The sequence below is a fragment of the Microbacterium sp. LMI1x-1-1.1 genome (assembly GCF_040676205.1).
Classification (GTDB): domain Bacteria; phylum Actinomycetota; class Actinomycetes; order Actinomycetales; family Microbacteriaceae; genus Microbacterium; species Microbacterium aquilitoris.
The window spans coordinates 643,686-658,324 of the sequence record NZ_JBEGHM010000001.1; the positions used below are offsets into that span (position 1 = coordinate 643,686).

Genomic DNA, 14,639 nt, shown 5'->3' on the forward strand with positions numbered 1-14,639 from the left:
CAGGCTGTACGTGCGGCAGCGACGCTGTCAGGACGTGAGGCGTTCCAGGAGTTCGCGATACTTGGCCGCGGTCTGCTCGACGACGTCGGCCGGCACGGCAGGAGGCGTTCCCTCTTTGTTCCAGTTCGCCGCGAGCCAGTCGCGGACGATCTGCTTGTCGAAGCTCGCCATGCGTTCGGCCGGCGTCGAGCCGGTGCGCCAGGTCTCGCCATCCCAGTACCGCGACGAGTCGCTCGTGAGGACCTCGTCGGCGAGGGTGAGGACGCCGTCGGCGTCGTAGCCGAACTCGAACTTCGTGTCGGCGAGGATCAGTCCCTTCGCCTCGGCGAGGGCGGCGGCGCGGCGGTAGATCTCGAGCGACGCGTCGCGCAGCGCGGCCGCGCGGGCCTCGCCGACGAGCTCGACGCTGCGCTCGAACGAGATGTTCTCGTCGTGCTCGCCGAGCGGTGCCTTGTACGCGGGGGTGTAGATCGGCTCGGGCAGGCGATCCCCGTTGTGCAGGCCCGAAGGGAGCGGGATGCCGCAGACCGTGCCGTCGGCCTGATACTCGGCCCACCCCGACCCGGTGAGGTACCCGCGCACGACGCACTCGATCGGCTGCATGTCGAGTTCGCGGACCACCATGGCGCGGCCGGCGACCTCGGCGGGCGGCTCGACGCCCTCGATCAGATGATTCGGGATCGGCCGGCCGCCGTCGGCACCCGCGAGCTGAGCGAACCACCACAGGCTCAAGCGCGTGAGGAGCTCGCCCTTGCCCGGGATGCCGGGGTCGAGCACCTGGTCGAAGGCGCTGACGCGATCGCTGGCGACCACGAGCATCCGTCCGTCCGTGCCGTCGGCGGGGCGGTAGAGGTCCCGGACCTTGCCCGAGTACACGTGGGTCCATCCGGGCAGGGCAGTCGCGGCATCCGTCACCCGGCCATTATCGCGGGCGGCGCGCGCCCGTGCGTACCCTGTCGTCATGCGCCGCCCGCTCCTCGCCCTGACCGCCCTCGCGCTGTCGCTCGGTCTGAGCGGCTGCATCTCCACGACGGGGGTGGACGACGCGGCGCCCTCGCCGAGTCCGTCGATGCCGGTGTCGTCCGCGCCGTCGCCGTCCTCGACTCCGTCCCCGTCTGCGTCCCCGCAGGCCGAGGCGCCGGCGGATCCTTCGTACGGGGTCCCCGTCGAGAGCCCGCTCGAGGCGAGTCGCCTCGTGTTCAACGGCGACGCGGTCGGCGTCGAGCCTGAGACGGCCCTGAACGTCGCGGCCAGCGCCGTGCGCGGCCAGGAGTACACCCTCGAGTTCGATTGCATCCCGCGGGACGCGACCATCACCCTCTCGCTGAGTCCCGCGGCGGGCGAGGACGAGCCGCCCGTGACGATCAAGGGGCCAGTCAACATCACGCAGGGGTGCGGTGCCCCGGGGCGTCTGACGGGCATCACCGTCGATCGGATGGTCGGCATCCAGATCACGGCGATCACCGACGGCGTGGATCGGGCCTGGGCCATCCTGCACGTGGCCGACTGACGACTGCAGCGTGGTCCCGAACAGGCGTATAGTCCACATGGACTAATCGCTCGGAGGGAGCCCCATGACGGATGCCGTCTCGCGGCTCACCCCCACCGCGATCATGCTCCTCGCGATGCTGCACGAGGACGACATGCACACCTACGAGATGGTGCGCCTGCTGCGCGAGCGCCGAGCCGATCGCATGATCGCCCTGACGCACGGCACGATCTACCACACGGTCGCCCGCCTCGAGCGGCAGGGCCACATCGCCGAGGTCGGCAGCGACCGCGCCGGCAACCGGCCCGAACGCACGACGTACACGTTGACGGATGCCGGTGACACCGCGCTCCTCGTCTGGATCCGTCGCGAGCTGGTCTCGATCGACGACCCCGAGCGGTTCCGGATCGCGCTCACCGAGGCGCACAACCTCGGCCGGGACGAGGTGATCGCGCTGCTGGCGGAGCGACGCGGGCGGCTCGCGGCATCCTTCGACGCTCACGAGAACGCCCGGGAGTCCGCGATCGCGCACGGGTCCCACCCCCAGTTCCTCATCGAAGTCCACCGGCAGGCCGCCCTGCTCGCCGCCGACATCGCCTGGCTCGACGAAGCGGTCGAGTTCATCCGTCGTCCCGACACTGTCTGGGGTGTCGTCGACATCCCCGTCACCGACCGCTATCTGGCACAGAGAGAATCCGCACGCACATGAGCGAGAGCACGACCACCGTCCGCACGCCGGGCGCACCCCCCGCCCCATCGAATCCGTGGCCCGCCCTCTGGGCGCTCGTCCTCGGGTTCTTCATGATCCTCGTCGACACCACGATCGTCTCGGTCGCGAACCCCGCCATCAAGGCGGCCCTCGACCCGTCGACGAGCAACCTCGACAACGTCGTGTGGGTCACGTCCGCCTACCTCCTGACGTACGCCGTGCCGCTGCTGGTCACCGGACGCCTCGGCGATCGGTTCGGGCCGAAGAACATCTACCTCATCGGGCTCGCGATCTTCACGCTCGCCTCGCTCGCCTGCGGCCTGTCGGGTTCGCTCGAGATGCTGATCCTCGCGCGCGCCGCGCAGGGCCTGGGCGCCGCGCTCATGACGCCGCAGACGATGGCCGTCATCACCCGCACCTTCCCCGCCGAGCGGCGCGGAGCGGCCATGGGCCTCTGGGGTGCGACCGCCGGTGTCGCCACCCTCGTCGGACCGCTCGCGGGCGGGCTGCTCGTCGACGGCTTCGGCTGGGAATGGATCTTCTTCGTCAACATCCCGGTCGGCATCATCGCCTTCGTCCTCGCCGTGCGGCTCGTCCCGCAGCTCGAGACGCATCCGCACCGCTTCGACGTCCTCGGCGTGGTCCTGAGCGCGGTCGCCCTGTTCCTCATCGTCTTCGGACTGCAGGAGGGTCAGCACTACGAGTGGGCCGCGTGGGTCTGGGTCATGATCGTCGCCGGCGTTGCCGTGCTCGCGGTCTTCGTGTGGACGCAGGCGCGCACCAAAAGCGAACCCCTCGTGCCGCTCGAGCTGTTCCGCGACCGGAACTTCGCGATCTCGAACCTCGCGATCGCCGCCGTCGGTTTCACCGTCACGAGCATGGCGCTGCCGATGGCTTTCTTCACGCAGCTCGCCCGCGGTCTCACCCCGACCGAGTCGGCGCTGCTGCTCATCCCGATGGCGGTGCTGTCGGGTGTGCTCGCACCCTTCGCGGGTCGCATCCTCGATCGCGTCGACCCGCGCGTGCTGCTCGTTCCCGGCCTGTCGCTCATGGTGATCGGGCTCATCGGATACGTGCTCCTCATGAACACCGAGGCGCCCGTCCTGCTGCTGCTCATCCCCTCGGCCATCATCGGCGTCGCTAACGCCGGCATGTGGGGACCGCTCGCGACCACCGCAACCCGCAACCTCCCGCCGAAGCAGGCGGGCGCCGGTTCGGGCATCTACAACACGACGCGCACGATCGGTTCGGTCATCGGCTCCGCCGCGATCGCCGCCGTCATGCAGGCGCGCCTCGAGGCGAACCTGCCCGGTGCCGGAGATGCCGCCGGCGGCGACTTCGGAGGCGGTGGCGGGATGCCGCCCGCCGTCGCCGAGGGATTCTCGACCGCCATGGGTCAGGCCATGCTGCTGCCGGCCGCCGTCATCGCGGTGGGCGTCGTGCTGGTGCTGTTCCTGCGCCGCCCGGCGCACCTCGCGAAGCGCTGAGGTTCGCCTAGTTCGAGGCGCTGAGCGCGATGTCGCGGCGGTAGTGCGCCCCCTCGAGCGAGATCTGCTCGAGGGCGGCGTACGCCCGGCCGCGCGCATCGGCGAGGTCCTTGCCGACGGCCACGACGTTCAGGACGCGGCCGCCGGTCGCGACGAGTCCGCCGTCGGCGCTCTTCGTCGCCGCGTGGGCGAGGTGGACGCCGTCGACGGATGCCGCGGCATCCGTTCCCGTGAGGGGGCGACCCGTGATCGGCTGCTCGGGGTATCCCTCGCTGGCCAGCACGACGGTGACGGCTGCCTCGGCTGAGAACTCGGGAGCGGGCTCCGACTCGAGCGTGCCGCTCGCGGCGGCGAGCAGCAGCCGCGACAGCGGGGTCGTCAGCCGGGGGAGGACGACCTGGGTCTCGGGGTCGCCGAAGCGCGCGTTGAACTCGATGACCTTCACGCCGGCGTCGGTCAGGATGAGCCCGGCGTAGAGCAGTCCGATGAACGGGGTGCCCTCGGCATCCAGCTGACGGATGACGGGTTCGGCGACCTCGGCGGTGACCTGCGCGACGAACGCCTCTTCGCTGCCGAAGCGGTCGGTCAGCCAGGGGAGGGGCGAGTACGCACCCATGCCGCCCGTGTTGGGGCCCTCATCGCCGTCGAGCGCGCGCTTGAAGTCCTGCGCGGGACTGAGCGCGCGGACGGTGTCACCGTCGCTCAGGAAGAAGAGCGAAACCTCGGGACCGGCGAGGAACTCCTCGACGAGCACGGGGCCGCTCGGCAGGTACGTGTCGGCGTGGGCGAGGGCCGCCTCGCGGTCGGACGTGACGATGACGCCCTTGCCGGCAGCGAGTCCGTCGGCCTTCACGACGTAGGGGGCGCCGTACTCGTCGATCGCGGCGGCGACCTCGTCGCGGGTCTGCGCGCGCGCCGCGCGTCCGGTCGGGACACCGGCGGCATCCATGATCCGCTTCGCGAACGCCTTCGACCCCTCCATCTGCGCGGCAGCCTTGCCAGGTCCGAAGACGGGGATGCCGCGCTCGCGCAGTGCATCGGCGACGCCCGCGACGAGGGGCGCTTCGGGGCCGATCACGACGAGGTCGATGTGCTCCTCGTTGGCAAAGGCGGTGACGGCCGCGGGGTCGTTCTGGTCGAGGTTCCCGACGAGAGTCGCGTCGGCGGCGATGCCGGCGTTGCCGGGGGCCGCGAAGATCTCGTGCCCGGCGCCTTCGGCGACCAGAGCGAGGATGATGGCGTGCTCGCGCGCGCCCGAGCCGAGGACCAGGATCTTCACCCCGCCAGACTACCGAGCGCCGCCCGCGCGTTACGGTGGCATCCATGGCCCGCACCATCACCACCGGAGACGGGCGCGACGCGCTCGCCGCCGTCGCCGCCGGCGGGGCGGCGCGCACCGACCTCGCCACCGCCGTCCGCTATCTGCTGCAACTGCTCGTCGAGAAGGCGCCCGGCAACTCGGTCGAAGTGCGCGTCCCTCCCTTCGGTGCCGTGCAGGTGGTCGAGGGACCGCGCCACACGCGCGGTACCCCTCCGAACGTGATCGAGACGGATGCCGCGACCTGGATCGCGCTCGCGACGGGCCAGACCGCCTGGGCCGACGCCGTCACGGCCGGCTCCGTCCGCGCGTCGGGCGTGCGCGCCAACCTCGACGGGCTCCTGCCGCTCCGCCCCTGACATCTCCGCACCCGCCCGCCGGTACGATCGCCTGCGGAGAGGAACCGCATGCAGGCACGACACCTCGGGGTGGACGCGCGATCGGCGATCCTCGTGATCGCACTGGCGGCCGCTCTCCTCCCCGTCACCGCGCTCCCCGCCCAGGCCGCGCCCCGCACGTGCACCGTCTCGCAGGCGACGGCGGTGTGGGATGCCGGTGGCTCCGACGTGCAGGCGAGCGGGTCCCTCGCTGCCGCTGACGGGATCCTCACCTTCGACAAAGGCACGGGCGTGCTCGAGCCGGTGGCTCCGTCGGGCAGCGCCAGCTTCGACGGCACGCTCGCGTACACGAGTGCAGCCGGCGTGAAGACGACCCTCTCCGCGCCGACCCTCGTCATCGACGGCGACCAGGGATCCCTCCTCTTCGACGTGCAACCCGAGGGCGCCGACCAGATGCCGCAGGCTCCGCTGGCGACGGTCGATCTGCGGGCCGCCGCGGTCTCGGAGTCGGGCGACACCGTCAACCTCGACGGCGTGGGCGCGGCGACCGAGTTGACCGCCGAGGGCCGCGATGTCCTCTGGTCGGGAGTCGCCGGCACGTTCGACCTGACCGTCGTCGCCACCTGCACGACCGCCGAGCCCGCCGTGGCGCCGGCCGGTGACGAAGCGGATGCCGGGGGCACCGGCATCCTGGTCCCGGTCGTCGTGGTGGGGATCGCGGCCCTTCTCGCCGCCCTGCTGGCCGTCGGGTCGGTGCAGCGGCGAAAGCGCAACAGCGCCCGCTCGGCGCAGCCCGAGCCGATCGTCGACCCGCTTCCCTGAGGCGCGGGTGGACAATGGGAGCATGGCCGAGCATTCCGAATCGCACGTCGAGTCCGCTGAGCTGCGTCGGAGTCCCAAGTTCGCCGCCTTCTTCGGCGTCGGCGCTGCCCTCGGCATCCTCGTCGCCCTCATCCTGACCTTCGCCTTCGGTGACGGTCAGATCAGCGAGAGCACGGGCGCGACCTACTCGCAGAGTCAGGTGTTCGGCTTCCTCCTGCTCGGCTGCGTGCCCGCCGGAGTCGCGCTCGGCGGCGTCATCGCGCTGATTTTCGACCGCGTCCTTGCGCGTCGACACCGGACGGTGCGCATCGAGCGGGAACGCGTCGAAGAGTCCGACTGATCAGGCGAGTTCGGCGATGATCGGCTGGATCGCCGGGTCGAAGGCCGCGACGTCGCCGCGCAGGCCGTCGGTGACCGCGATCGTGAGGGAACCGATCCACCACACGCCCCGCTGCGTCAGTGGGAGCACCTGCACGTTGAGCTCGAACGAGTGCGCGCGCCGACCGACGCGTCGCTCGTGCTCGGCGATCGCGCTCGCATAGGCGCGGTAGCTGCTGGCCGACCCCGACCGGGCCTGCGCGGCGTATCGCTCGCTCGCCCAGTTCGCGTAGGCGACGGCGTCCCCCGCCAGCGGAGCCATGGCCGCCCGCAGCTCGTCGAACCCCTCGACGGGCAGCACGGCGAGCGTCTCGAACCCGTCGACCAGGTCGAGCGGGACGGGGGAGGGATGCGCCTGCGGCTCGACCGACATCGCCCAGTACGCGAGCCATTGCCGCTGCAGCACCGCCGCGTCATCGTCGTCGACGGGCTGCGCGGCGGGAGCGCCCCGCAGGTGCGGCAGCTCTTCGGGAGCGCGGATGCCGAGCGCCTGGCGCACGAACAGCGCGACGATCACCGTCGCGCTCGCGTCCTCCCGTACGACCCACTCGGGCCGTTCAGCCCCGCTCATGGCGACATCCTATGGCTCCCCTGTGGTCGGCGTCCCGTGGCGACGATGGCGGATCACCCTGTCCGGTGGCCGGTAGGCTGTGCGGGTGGCCTCCACCCCCACCAATCCCTATTCCGCTGCCGGCGTCGACACCGCGGCGGGAGACCTCGCCGTCGAGTTGATGAAATCGGCCGTCCGTCGAACCCACGGCCCTGAGGTCCTCGGGGGTGTGGGCGGCTTCGCCGGCCTCTTCGACGCATCCGCTCTGCTCGGCTACGCCAAGCCGCTGCTTGCGACCTCGACCGACGGCGTCGGCACGAAGGTCGCCATCGCGCAGGCGATCGACAAGCACGACACGATCGGCCAGGACCTGGTCGGCATGGTCGTCGACGACATCGTCGTGGTCGGGGCGAAGCCCCTCTTCATGACGGACTACATCGCGACGGGCAAGGTCTTCCCCGAGCGGATCGCCGACATCGTCCGCGGCATCGCCGACGGCTGCTCCGCCACCGGAACAGCCCTCGTCGGCGGCGAGACGGCGGAGCACCCCGGCCTCCTCGGCATCAACGACTACGACGTCGCGGGCGCGGCGACGGGTGTCGTCGAAGCGGATGCCGTCCTCGGTGCCGACCGCGTGCGTTCGGGCGACGTCGTGCTGGCCCTCGCCTCGAGCGGCCCGCACTCGAACGGCTACTCGCTCATCCGCCACATCATCGCGAACGCCGGCATCGGCTACGGCGACAACGCCGCCGACTTCGGCCGGACGTGGGGCGAGGAGCTCCTCGAGCCGACGCGCCTCTACACGTCGCCGCTGCTGCGCGCGATCGACGCGCACCCCCGGGCGATCCACTCCCTCAGCCACGTGACCGGCGGCGGCATCGCCGCCAACCTCGCGCGCGTGCTGCCGGTCGGCACCTGGGTCGACGTCGACCGCTCCACCTGGTCGCCGTCACCCGTGTTCCGCGTCCTCGCCGACATCGGCGGGCTGACACTCGAGCAGACCGAGGGCACCTGGAACCTCGGCGTCGGCTTCCTCGCAGTCGTCTCCGCCGAGACCGCCGAAGCCGCGGCATCCACCCTCTCTGCAGAGGGCATCCACACCTGGCAGGTCGGGACGGTGTCAGACACGACGCTGCCCGCCGGCGACTACGAGCAGGGCGCGAAGGGCGTCGACGGGGGCGCAGTGCGCCTGGTCGGCTCCTACGCAGAAACGGACTGAGCTACACCTATGTGCGGAATCGTCGGCGTCGTCGCTCAGGGACCCGCCAACCAAGAGGTCTACGACGCCCTGCTGCTGCTGCAGCACCGCGGGCAGGATTCGACCGGCATCGCGACCGCCGAGGCCAGCGGCATCTTCCACATCGCGAAGAACCGCGGCATGGTCCGCGAGGCGTTCCGCACCCGCGACATGCGCTCGCTGCTCGGCACGATCGGCCTCGGCCACGTCCGCTACGCGACGAAGGGCACCGCCTCGAACGAGGAGGAGGCGCAGCCGTTCTACGTCAACGCCCCGTACGGCATCGTCCTCGTCCACAACGGCAACCTGACGAACACGCGCGAGCTCACCGAGGAGCTCTTCCGCACCGACCGTCGTCACCTCAACACGAGCTCCGACACCGAGCTGCTCGTGAACGTCCTCGCGAACGAGCTGCAGCAGGTCATCTCGGGCCTCGAGCTCGACCACGAGCAGATCTTCGAGGCCGTCACGCGCGTCCACCAGCGCGTCGAGGGCTCGTACGCCGCGATCGCCCTCATCGCCGGCTACGGGCTGCTGTCCTTCCGTGATCCCTTCGGCATCCGCCCCCTGATCCTCGGCACCCGGAAGGCCGAGAACGGCCGGTACGAGTGGACGGTCGCCTCCGAGTCGCTCGTCCTCGAGAACGCCGGCTTCGAGGTCGTCCGCGACGTCGAGCCGGGCGAGGCCGTGTTCATCGACCTCGAGGGAAACCTGTTCACGCAGCAGGTCGCGCCGAGCCCTCAGCTCGTGCCGTGCTCGTTCGAGTACGTCTACCTCGCGCGTCCCGACTCGGTCATGAACGGCATCTCGGTCTACGAGGCGCGTTTGCGCATGGGCGAGCGCCTCGCCGACACGATCGCGAAGTACACCCCCGAGGGGTCGATCGACGTCGTCATGCCGATCCCCGACTCGTCTCGTCCCGCCGCGATGCAGGTCGCGCGCAAGCTCGGCATCGAGTACCGCGAGGGCTTCTACAAGAACCGCTACATCGGCCGGACGTTCATCATGCCGGGGCAGGCGATCCGCAAGAAGAGCGTGCGCCAGAAGCTCAATGCGATGTCGACCGAGTTCAAGGGCAAGAACGTCCTCCTCATCGACGACTCGATCGTGCGCGGCACGACCTCGAAGGAGATCATCCAGATGGCTCGGGATGCCGGGGCCAAGTCGGTGACGTTCGCCTCCGCCGCGCCGCCCATCCGCTTCCCCCACGTCTACGGCATCAACATGCCGTCGCGTCACGAACTCGTCGCCTACAACCGGACGATCCCCGAGATCGCCGAGGAACTCGGCTGCGACTACCTCGTCTACCAGGAGATCGACGACCTCAAGGCGGCGATCCTCGAGGGCGCGCCCGACGTCGAAGACCTCGACATGAGCTGCTTCGACGGCCGGTACGTCACGGGAACCGTGAGTGACGAGTACCTCGCCTGGGTCGAGGGCACGCAGGAGTCCTGAGCCGCCTAGGCTGAATCGGTGACGTCCTCCGATCTCATCGCCGTGCGACGGGGTCGGATCCTCGCCCTCGTCGGCATCGTCCTGCTCGCGTTCTCGCTACGGTCGGCGGTCGCGTCGCTGTCGCCCCTGTTCGATGCGATCGGCGAGGACTTCGACCTTCCCGCCGCCGTCCTCGGTCTCATCGGCACCGTGCCGCCGCTCTGCTTCGCGGTGTTCGGTCTGCTCGCCTCGGGGTTCGAGCGCCGTTTCGGCTTGGAGCGCACGACCCTCGTCGCGCTCGGGGTCGTCGGACTCGGGCTCGTCGCCCGGGCCGCAGCGATCGACGCGTCCGGGCTGCTCCTCGGGTCGGCCCTGATCTTCGCCGGCGTCGGTGTCGGCAACGTCCTCGTGCCCGCGCTCGTGAAGAAGTACTTCGCCGACCGCATCGGCCTGCTCACGACCGTCTACACGACGACCATGGCACTCTCGACCTTCCTGCCCCCGCTGATCGCGGTGCCCATCGCGGATGCCGCGGGCTGGCGCGTCTCGCTCGGGCTCTGGGCCGTCTTCGCCCTGGCCGGGCTCGCGCCGTGGATCGTGCTGGCACTCCAGGCCCGGCGGCTCGCGGCGGCCGCCGACGTCGACCTCGCGCCGGTCAGCACCCGTGTCTTCGGGAGGATGTGGCGTCTCCCCACCGCGTGGGCGCTCGCCACCACGTTCTTCGCATCGAGCGCTGTCGCGTACACGTCGTTCGCGTGGCTGCCCAAGATCCTCGTCGACACGGCGGGGGTCACCCCGCAGGTCGCCGGCGTCCTGCTCTCGCTGTTCGCGCTGATCGGTCTGCCGGCGTCGCTCGTCGTGCCGGCGCTCGTCGCACGCCGCGACATCGTGCTGCCGCTGTTCGTCATCGCGTCGGCGTGCGGGGTGCTCGGCGCGGGCGGGCTGCTGGTGGCCCCGGCATCCGCCCCCTGGTTGTGGGTGTCGCTGCTGGGCACGCTGCCGCTGCTGTTCCCGTTGGTGCTGACCTCGGTGGGTCTTCGCACGCGCACGCACGATGCGACCGTCGCGCTCAGCGCATTCGCGCAGAGCCTCGGCTACGGCGTGACGATGTTCATCCCGCTGAGCATCGGGCTGCTGCACGACGCGAGCGGGTCATGGACGGCGCCCCTCGTCATCCTCATCGTGATCTCGCTGCTCGCACTCCCGGCCGGCGTCGTGATCGCGCGACGGAAGACGGTCGAACAGGAGTGGGAACAGCGCCACGGATCGTGGTGAGTACGACCCGGGGAGGTCAGGCCTTCTCGAGCGACGGCGAGGAGGGTTCGGACTCGTCGTCCTCGTCATCCTCATCGGCGTACTGATCGGCCCACTTGTCCTCGTACTGCTCGTCACCAGGCGCGCCGAGCTCCCGCTCGAGCGCGTTGATGTTCAAGCTGTAGGTGTCGTACTTCAGCTCACGGGCGATCTTGGTGTTCTTCGCCTTTTGACGGCCACGCCCCATGCGTAACCCCCTCATTTCACGAGTGCGGGCTTGGTCCGGCAGCCCGACGCAGTCACAGTCCGGCAGAGGCCGGGAAGAGTAGCATTCAGGGTACCACGGAGCGTTCCCACCGCCCTCGCGGGCGGCGAGCAGGAAGGTGATCTGCCATGTCCGATGCCGCGTCGCAGCCGACCGCCCGTCGCCCTCATCGGCCCGTCATCGTGGGGATCGTGCCGCGGCAACCGTCCCGGGTGCTGCGCGAGGCCGCCCACTACGCCCGGCTGCACGGGGCGTCGCTGCTCGCCGTCCACGTCGATGTCACCCGATTCGTCTCCTACGAGGACCCCGACGGGTACGTCCACACCGCGCCCATCAACTTGGACGCGGTCCCCGGCGAGGCGCTCGAGTCCCAGCTCCGCGACGAGGCCGCACGTGCGCTCGAGGGCGTCGACATCGCGTGGCAGCTCGAGATGCTCGCCGGGGACCCGGCGTTGGCGATGAAGGATCTCGCCGACCGCACCGAGGCGCGACTGATCGTCGTGGGCACCCGCAAGCGCGGGATCGGCGACTCGATCCGGGAGTTCTTCACCGGCTCGGTTGCTGCACGGCTGGCTCACCGTCAGCCCCGACCGGTCCTCGTCGTCCCCACCGGCGAACCGGTGAAGGACGACGAGGACCCGTGGCGCGAACGGCAGTCCTGGCCCGAGGAGCTCTGGCCCGGGGCCTGATCAGCCCCGCGTCGCCCGGCGGACGGCCTCGGCCGCGTCGTCGAGAGCGACCTTGAGGTCGTCGATGACGGATGCCGCGAGGTCGCCGCCCCGCGCGACATGACTGCGGAGGTCGGCGCGCAGCTCGGCACGGAACTCCGCCAGCAGCTCGTCGGCGCGGCGCACCTGTTCACGGGCGGCCGAGCGCGGATCCGGCGCCGCGGGCTGCGTTGGAGAGGACGAGGGCTGGGATGCCGCGGCGAGATCGGCCTGCAGGCTGCGCATGGCCTCGCGGACACCGGCACGCACCTCGTCGGCGATGAGGCGCACGCTGTCGGCGAGACCCGCTTCGATTCCGGCGAGATCACCCGAACGGGCCGAGACTTCGGCGCGACCGGCATCCGTGATCTCGTAGACGGTCTTGCGGCCGTCCACCGTCTTCGTGACGAGCCCCTCCTCTTCGAGCTTCGAGAGGCGCGGGTAGACGGTGCCGGCGCTCGGCGTGTAGGTGCCTCCGGTGCGGTCCGACAGCGCCTGCATGAGGTCGTAGCCGTGTCGAGGCGCCTCGTCGAGCAGGCTCAGCAGGTAGAGGCGCAGATCACCGTGCGAGAAGACGGGGGGCATGTCAGTACTCCTCGGCGACGGGCGCGTCGTCGGAGATCGCGGCGGTGACCCGACGGATGACGGTGACGTCGCCCGACACCGTGTTGGCGCGCACCTCGGCGAACGAGCCGCTGAGCTCGCCGACGGTTCCGGTGTAGTTCGAGCCGATCCCGCTCTGCGAGCGGTCGATGCCGTCGACGTGGAGCTTTCCGCTGACGGTGCGGAGGGTGTACTTCGCGGCCACGGCCTCGTCGAGGCGCAGAGTCGCGGCTCCGCTCACGGTGTTGAACGACACGTTCTGGGTGGGGCCGCTGGAGTCGATGAGGACGGCTCCGCTGACCGTATCGGCGAAGGCGGTGCGGATCGTGCCGACCGCGGTGACGGCGCCCGAGACGGCATTGGCGTTGAGCGTCCCGGTGAGCCCGCGCATCTGCACGTCGCCCGAGACGGAGTTCGCCGTCACGTCGCCGGTGAGACCGTCGACGATGATGTCGCCCGAGACGGTGTTCAGCTTCGCGTCGGAGGTGAGTCCGGCGACGAGTGCGCTCGCGCTCACGACGCCGAGGGTGAGGGCGATGTCCCGGGGGACCGCGATGCTGATCTCGGCCTGAGGGCCGCCGCTGCCGAAGTTGCGGAAGGACGTGAGGAAGTTGTCCCAGCGCAGCTGCGCGTGGTCGATCTCGATCGCGCCGTCCTGAGCCTCGATGCGCAGTTCCTTCTGCGTGACCGAGTGCACCTCGATGCGGACGCCCGGTTCGTCATGGGCGACGACGTCGATCTGACCGCCGACGAGTCCCACTTTGAGTCGACGGATGCCGTCGAGGTCGATGATGCGGGTCTCCCCGGGCTGGACCAGCCACTTCTCGAGAGTCATGTTGTCTCCTGCGAATGAGCGCGAATCAAGATATATCGCGTTGGAAGGACGATAACACGATATATCTCGAGTGTCGAGATGGTCAGCGACGGTGCGCACTTGACCTTGACGCGGCGTCAACTCTTAGCGTGATCTCCATGACGCGCGAATGGTCGATCCAGCAGCTCGCCCGGCTCGCCGGGACGACGAGCCGAACGCTCCGCCACTACGACCACGTCGGTCTGCTGCCGGCGACGCGGGTCGGGTCGGGCGGCTACCGGTTCTACGACGCCGCCGCCCTGCGTCGACTGCAACGCATCCTGCTGCTGCGCGAGTGGGGTCTCGGCCTGCCGCGCATCGCCGAGATGCTCGCCGACGACGTCCCCGAGGAGCAGGCGCTGAGCGCCCACCTCGAGCTGCTCGAATCCGAGCGGGATCGCATCGAGCGGCAGATCGCCGCCGTCGCGTCGACCCTCGACGCGAGAAGAAGAGGAGAGGAACCCATGGCCGAGACCATGTTCGACGGCTTCGATCACACCGCCCACCGACAGGAGGTCACCGACCGCTGGGGCGCGGACGCGTACGCACGATCAGACGCCTGGTGGCGCGGGATGCCGTCCGCCGAGAAGAAGCAGTGGCAGGACGACACGGCGCAGCTCGGCCAGGAATGGGCACGCGCGGCGGAGCGCGGCATCCGTCCCGACTCCGATGAGGCGCAGGAGCTCGCGGCGCGGCACGTCGCGTGGCTCCGCACGATTCCGGGGACACCCGCATCCGAGGGTGGAGACGTTCGCGGCTACGTCCTCGGGCTCGCCGACATGTACGTGGCGGACGACCGTTTCGCGACGAACTACGGCGGAGCCACCGGTGCAGCCTTCGTCAGGGAGGCGCTCCGCCATCACGTCGGCGCGTGATCGGATGCCGGACGTGACGAGGCCCCCTCTACCGTGGTCGGGAGGGGGCCTCGATGCGCTCCTGGGGGAGAGCGCCGCTGACGCACCTGGGGGAGTGCGTCAGACGATCAGGCGTTCTTGCGGAGTACTCGCAGCAAGAATGCGATCAGAGCGATGACACCAACGATGATGGCGACCCACAGCAGGAACTGGAGGCCTTCCGTGATGCCACCCACGATCGCCAAAACGATGGCGATCACGATGATGATGATGAGTGCGAGGTTCATTGGAGGCTCCCTCTGTTTGTCTCCGTTGTCCGCCGGGGCGGGGGTGACGCGGGT

Annotated in this window: 18 protein-coding genes; 11 read left to right on the forward strand and 7 right to left on the reverse strand. The window is 70.2% G+C overall.

Going from position 1 to position 14,639, the window contains the following annotated elements:
- Positions 1-27 precede the first annotated feature (27 nt).
- Positions 28-963: a phosphoribosylaminoimidazolesuccinocarboxamide synthase gene (locus MRBLMI1x_RS03200; RefSeq protein WP_363455963.1), complete on the reverse strand. Its 936-nt coding sequence runs from the start codon at positions 961-963 to the stop codon at positions 28-30.
- Between MRBLMI1x_RS03200 and MRBLMI1x_RS03205 the strand changes: the two genes are divergently transcribed.
- From MRBLMI1x_RS03205 to MRBLMI1x_RS03215, 3 genes are all read left to right on the forward strand, one after another.
- Positions 962-1,510 carry a hypothetical protein gene (locus MRBLMI1x_RS03205; RefSeq protein ID WP_363455966.1) on the forward strand — a complete coding sequence of 183 codons (549 nt, stop codon included), beginning with the start codon at positions 962-964 and terminating at the stop codon, positions 1,508-1,510. The two genes, MRBLMI1x_RS03200 and MRBLMI1x_RS03205, sit on opposite strands and share 2 nt — an antisense overlap.
- Before the next feature lie 64 nt (positions 1,511-1,574).
- Complete coding sequence (locus MRBLMI1x_RS03210; protein WP_018187912.1) at positions 1,575-2,198, forward strand: PadR family transcriptional regulator; 624 nt, start codon at positions 1,575-1,577, stop codon at positions 2,196-2,198.
- Positions 2,195-3,685 carry an MFS transporter gene (locus tag MRBLMI1x_RS03215; RefSeq protein WP_018187913.1) on the forward strand — a complete coding sequence of 497 codons (1,491 nt, stop codon included), beginning with the start codon at positions 2,195-2,197 and terminating at the stop codon, positions 3,683-3,685. The genes MRBLMI1x_RS03210 and MRBLMI1x_RS03215 overlap by 4 nt, the downstream gene beginning before the upstream one ends.
- Before the next feature lie 7 nt (positions 3,686-3,692).
- On the opposite strand, the gene purD is transcribed toward MRBLMI1x_RS03215, so the two are convergent.
- Entirely contained in the window at positions 3,693-4,964 is a 1,272-nt protein-coding gene (gene purD / locus MRBLMI1x_RS03220; RefSeq protein ID WP_363455971.1) for a phosphoribosylamine--glycine ligase, read from the reverse strand.
- Positions 4,965-5,008: 44 nt separating this feature from the next.
- On the opposite strand from purD, the gene MRBLMI1x_RS03225 reads away from it, so the two are divergent.
- The 3 genes from MRBLMI1x_RS03225 to MRBLMI1x_RS03235 are packed head-to-tail and all read left to right on the forward strand — an operon-like array spanning position 5,009 to position 6,503.
- Positions 5,009-5,362, forward strand: a complete 354-nt coding sequence (locus MRBLMI1x_RS03225; RefSeq protein WP_018187915.1) for a sterol carrier family protein — start codon at positions 5,009-5,011, stop codon at positions 5,360-5,362.
- 48 nt (positions 5,363-5,410) lie between these two features.
- Positions 5,411-6,163 carry an HtaA domain-containing protein gene (locus MRBLMI1x_RS03230; protein WP_363455975.1) on the forward strand — a complete coding sequence of 251 codons (753 nt, stop codon included), beginning with the start codon at positions 5,411-5,413 and terminating at the stop codon, positions 6,161-6,163.
- A gap of 22 nt (positions 6,164-6,185) precedes the next feature.
- Complete coding sequence (locus MRBLMI1x_RS03235; protein WP_363455978.1) at positions 6,186-6,503, forward strand: potassium transporter Trk; 318 nt, start codon at positions 6,186-6,188, stop codon at positions 6,501-6,503.
- Here MRBLMI1x_RS03235 and MRBLMI1x_RS03240 read toward each other — a convergent pair whose 3' ends face one another.
- Complete coding sequence (locus tag MRBLMI1x_RS03240) at positions 6,504-7,112, reverse strand: zinc-binding alcohol dehydrogenase (RefSeq protein WP_363455981.1); 609 nt, start codon at positions 7,110-7,112, stop codon at positions 6,504-6,506.
- Positions 7,113-7,191: 79 nt separating this feature from the next.
- Here MRBLMI1x_RS03240 and purM point away from each other — a divergent pair, with 79 nt between their 5' ends.
- From purM to MRBLMI1x_RS03255, 3 genes are read left to right on the forward strand one after another with little or no spacing between them, the layout of a single operon-like run.
- Positions 7,192-8,310: a phosphoribosylformylglycinamidine cyclo-ligase gene (gene purM, locus MRBLMI1x_RS03245; RefSeq protein WP_363455984.1), complete on the forward strand. Its 1,119-nt coding sequence runs from the start codon at positions 7,192-7,194 to the stop codon at positions 8,308-8,310.
- 9 nt (positions 8,311-8,319) lie between these two features.
- Entirely contained in the window at positions 8,320-9,783 is a 1,464-nt protein-coding gene (gene purF / locus MRBLMI1x_RS03250; protein WP_020097678.1) for an amidophosphoribosyltransferase, read from the forward strand.
- 18 nt (positions 9,784-9,801) lie between these two features.
- Positions 9,802-11,037: an MFS transporter gene (locus MRBLMI1x_RS03255; protein ID WP_018187921.1), complete on the forward strand. Its 1,236-nt coding sequence runs from the start codon at positions 9,802-9,804 to the stop codon at positions 11,035-11,037.
- A 16-nt stretch (positions 11,038-11,053) separates the two neighbouring features.
- Here the strand turns inward: MRBLMI1x_RS03255 and MRBLMI1x_RS03260 are convergent, their stop codons facing one another.
- Positions 11,054-11,263, reverse strand: coding sequence for a DUF3073 family protein (locus MRBLMI1x_RS03260; protein WP_311858544.1), 210 nt, complete (start codon positions 11,261-11,263; stop codon positions 11,054-11,056).
- Between the two features lie 146 nt (positions 11,264-11,409).
- Here MRBLMI1x_RS03260 and MRBLMI1x_RS03265 point away from each other — a divergent pair, with 146 nt between their 5' ends.
- Entirely contained in the window at positions 11,410-11,970 is a 561-nt protein-coding gene (locus MRBLMI1x_RS03265; RefSeq protein ID WP_363455990.1) for a universal stress protein, read from the forward strand.
- On the opposite strand, the gene MRBLMI1x_RS03270 is transcribed toward MRBLMI1x_RS03265, so the two are convergent.
- Both MRBLMI1x_RS03270 and MRBLMI1x_RS03275 read right to left on the reverse strand, forming a co-directional pair.
- Positions 11,971-12,573 (reverse strand): PadR family transcriptional regulator, encoded by a 603-nt coding sequence (locus tag MRBLMI1x_RS03270; RefSeq protein ID WP_363455993.1) that lies wholly within the window; start codon positions 12,571-12,573, stop codon positions 11,971-11,973.
- Position 12,574: 1 nt separating this feature from the next.
- On the reverse strand, positions 12,575-13,426 hold the full coding sequence (locus MRBLMI1x_RS03275) for a DUF4097 family beta strand repeat-containing protein (protein WP_363455996.1): 852 nt from the start codon (positions 13,424-13,426) through the stop codon (positions 12,575-12,577).
- A 137-nt stretch (positions 13,427-13,563) separates the two neighbouring features.
- On the opposite strand from MRBLMI1x_RS03275, the gene MRBLMI1x_RS03280 reads away from it, so the two are divergent.
- Positions 13,564-14,319: a MerR family transcriptional regulator gene (locus tag MRBLMI1x_RS03280; RefSeq protein ID WP_363455999.1), complete on the forward strand. Its 756-nt coding sequence runs from the start codon at positions 13,564-13,566 to the stop codon at positions 14,317-14,319.
- A gap of 107 nt (positions 14,320-14,426) precedes the next feature.
- On the opposite strand, the gene MRBLMI1x_RS03285 is transcribed toward MRBLMI1x_RS03280, so the two are convergent.
- Positions 14,427-14,585 carry a hypothetical protein gene (locus tag MRBLMI1x_RS03285; RefSeq protein ID WP_018187927.1) on the reverse strand — a complete coding sequence of 53 codons (159 nt, stop codon included), beginning with the start codon at positions 14,583-14,585 and terminating at the stop codon, positions 14,427-14,429.
- Between the last annotated feature and the right edge of the window lie 54 nt (positions 14,586-14,639).

Coding starts and splice junctions, on each gene's coding strand:
- MRBLMI1x_RS03205 (WP_363455966.1), top strand. CDS start 962: ATGCGCCGCCCGCTCCTCGCCCTGACCGCCCTCGCGCTGTCGCTCGGT.
- MRBLMI1x_RS03200 (WP_363455963.1), bottom strand. CDS start 963: ATGACGACAGGGTACGCACGGGCGCGCGCCGCCCGCGATAATGGCCGG.
- MRBLMI1x_RS03210 (WP_018187912.1), top strand. CDS start 1,575: ATGACGGATGCCGTCTCGCGGCTCACCCCCACCGCGATCATGCTCCTC.
- MRBLMI1x_RS03215 (WP_018187913.1), top strand. CDS start 2,195: ATGAGCGAGAGCACGACCACCGTCCGCACGCCGGGCGCACCCCCCGCC.
- MRBLMI1x_RS03225 (WP_018187915.1), top strand. CDS start 5,009: ATGGCCCGCACCATCACCACCGGAGACGGGCGCGACGCGCTCGCCGCC.
- MRBLMI1x_RS03230 (WP_363455975.1), top strand. CDS start 5,411: ATGCAGGCACGACACCTCGGGGTGGACGCGCGATCGGCGATCCTCGTG.
- MRBLMI1x_RS03235 (WP_363455978.1), top strand. CDS start 6,186: ATGGCCGAGCATTCCGAATCGCACGTCGAGTCCGCTGAGCTGCGTCGG.
- MRBLMI1x_RS03240 (WP_363455981.1), bottom strand. CDS start 7,112: ATGAGCGGGGCTGAACGGCCCGAGTGGGTCGTACGGGAGGACGCGAGC.
- purF (WP_020097678.1), top strand. CDS start 8,320: ATGTGCGGAATCGTCGGCGTCGTCGCTCAGGGACCCGCCAACCAAGAG.
- MRBLMI1x_RS03260 (WP_311858544.1), bottom strand. CDS start 11,263: ATGGGGCGTGGCCGTCAAAAGGCGAAGAACACCAAGATCGCCCGTGAG.
- MRBLMI1x_RS03265 (WP_363455990.1), top strand. CDS start 11,410: ATGTCCGATGCCGCGTCGCAGCCGACCGCCCGTCGCCCTCATCGGCCC.
- MRBLMI1x_RS03270 (WP_363455993.1), bottom strand. CDS start 12,573: ATGCCCCCCGTCTTCTCGCACGGTGATCTGCGCCTCTACCTGCTGAGC.
- MRBLMI1x_RS03275 (WP_363455996.1), bottom strand. CDS start 13,426: ATGACTCTCGAGAAGTGGCTGGTCCAGCCCGGGGAGACCCGCATCATC.
- MRBLMI1x_RS03280 (WP_363455999.1), top strand. CDS start 13,564: ATGACGCGCGAATGGTCGATCCAGCAGCTCGCCCGGCTCGCCGGGACG.
- MRBLMI1x_RS03285 (WP_018187927.1), bottom strand. CDS start 14,585: ATGAACCTCGCACTCATCATCATCATCGTGATCGCCATCGTTTTGGCG.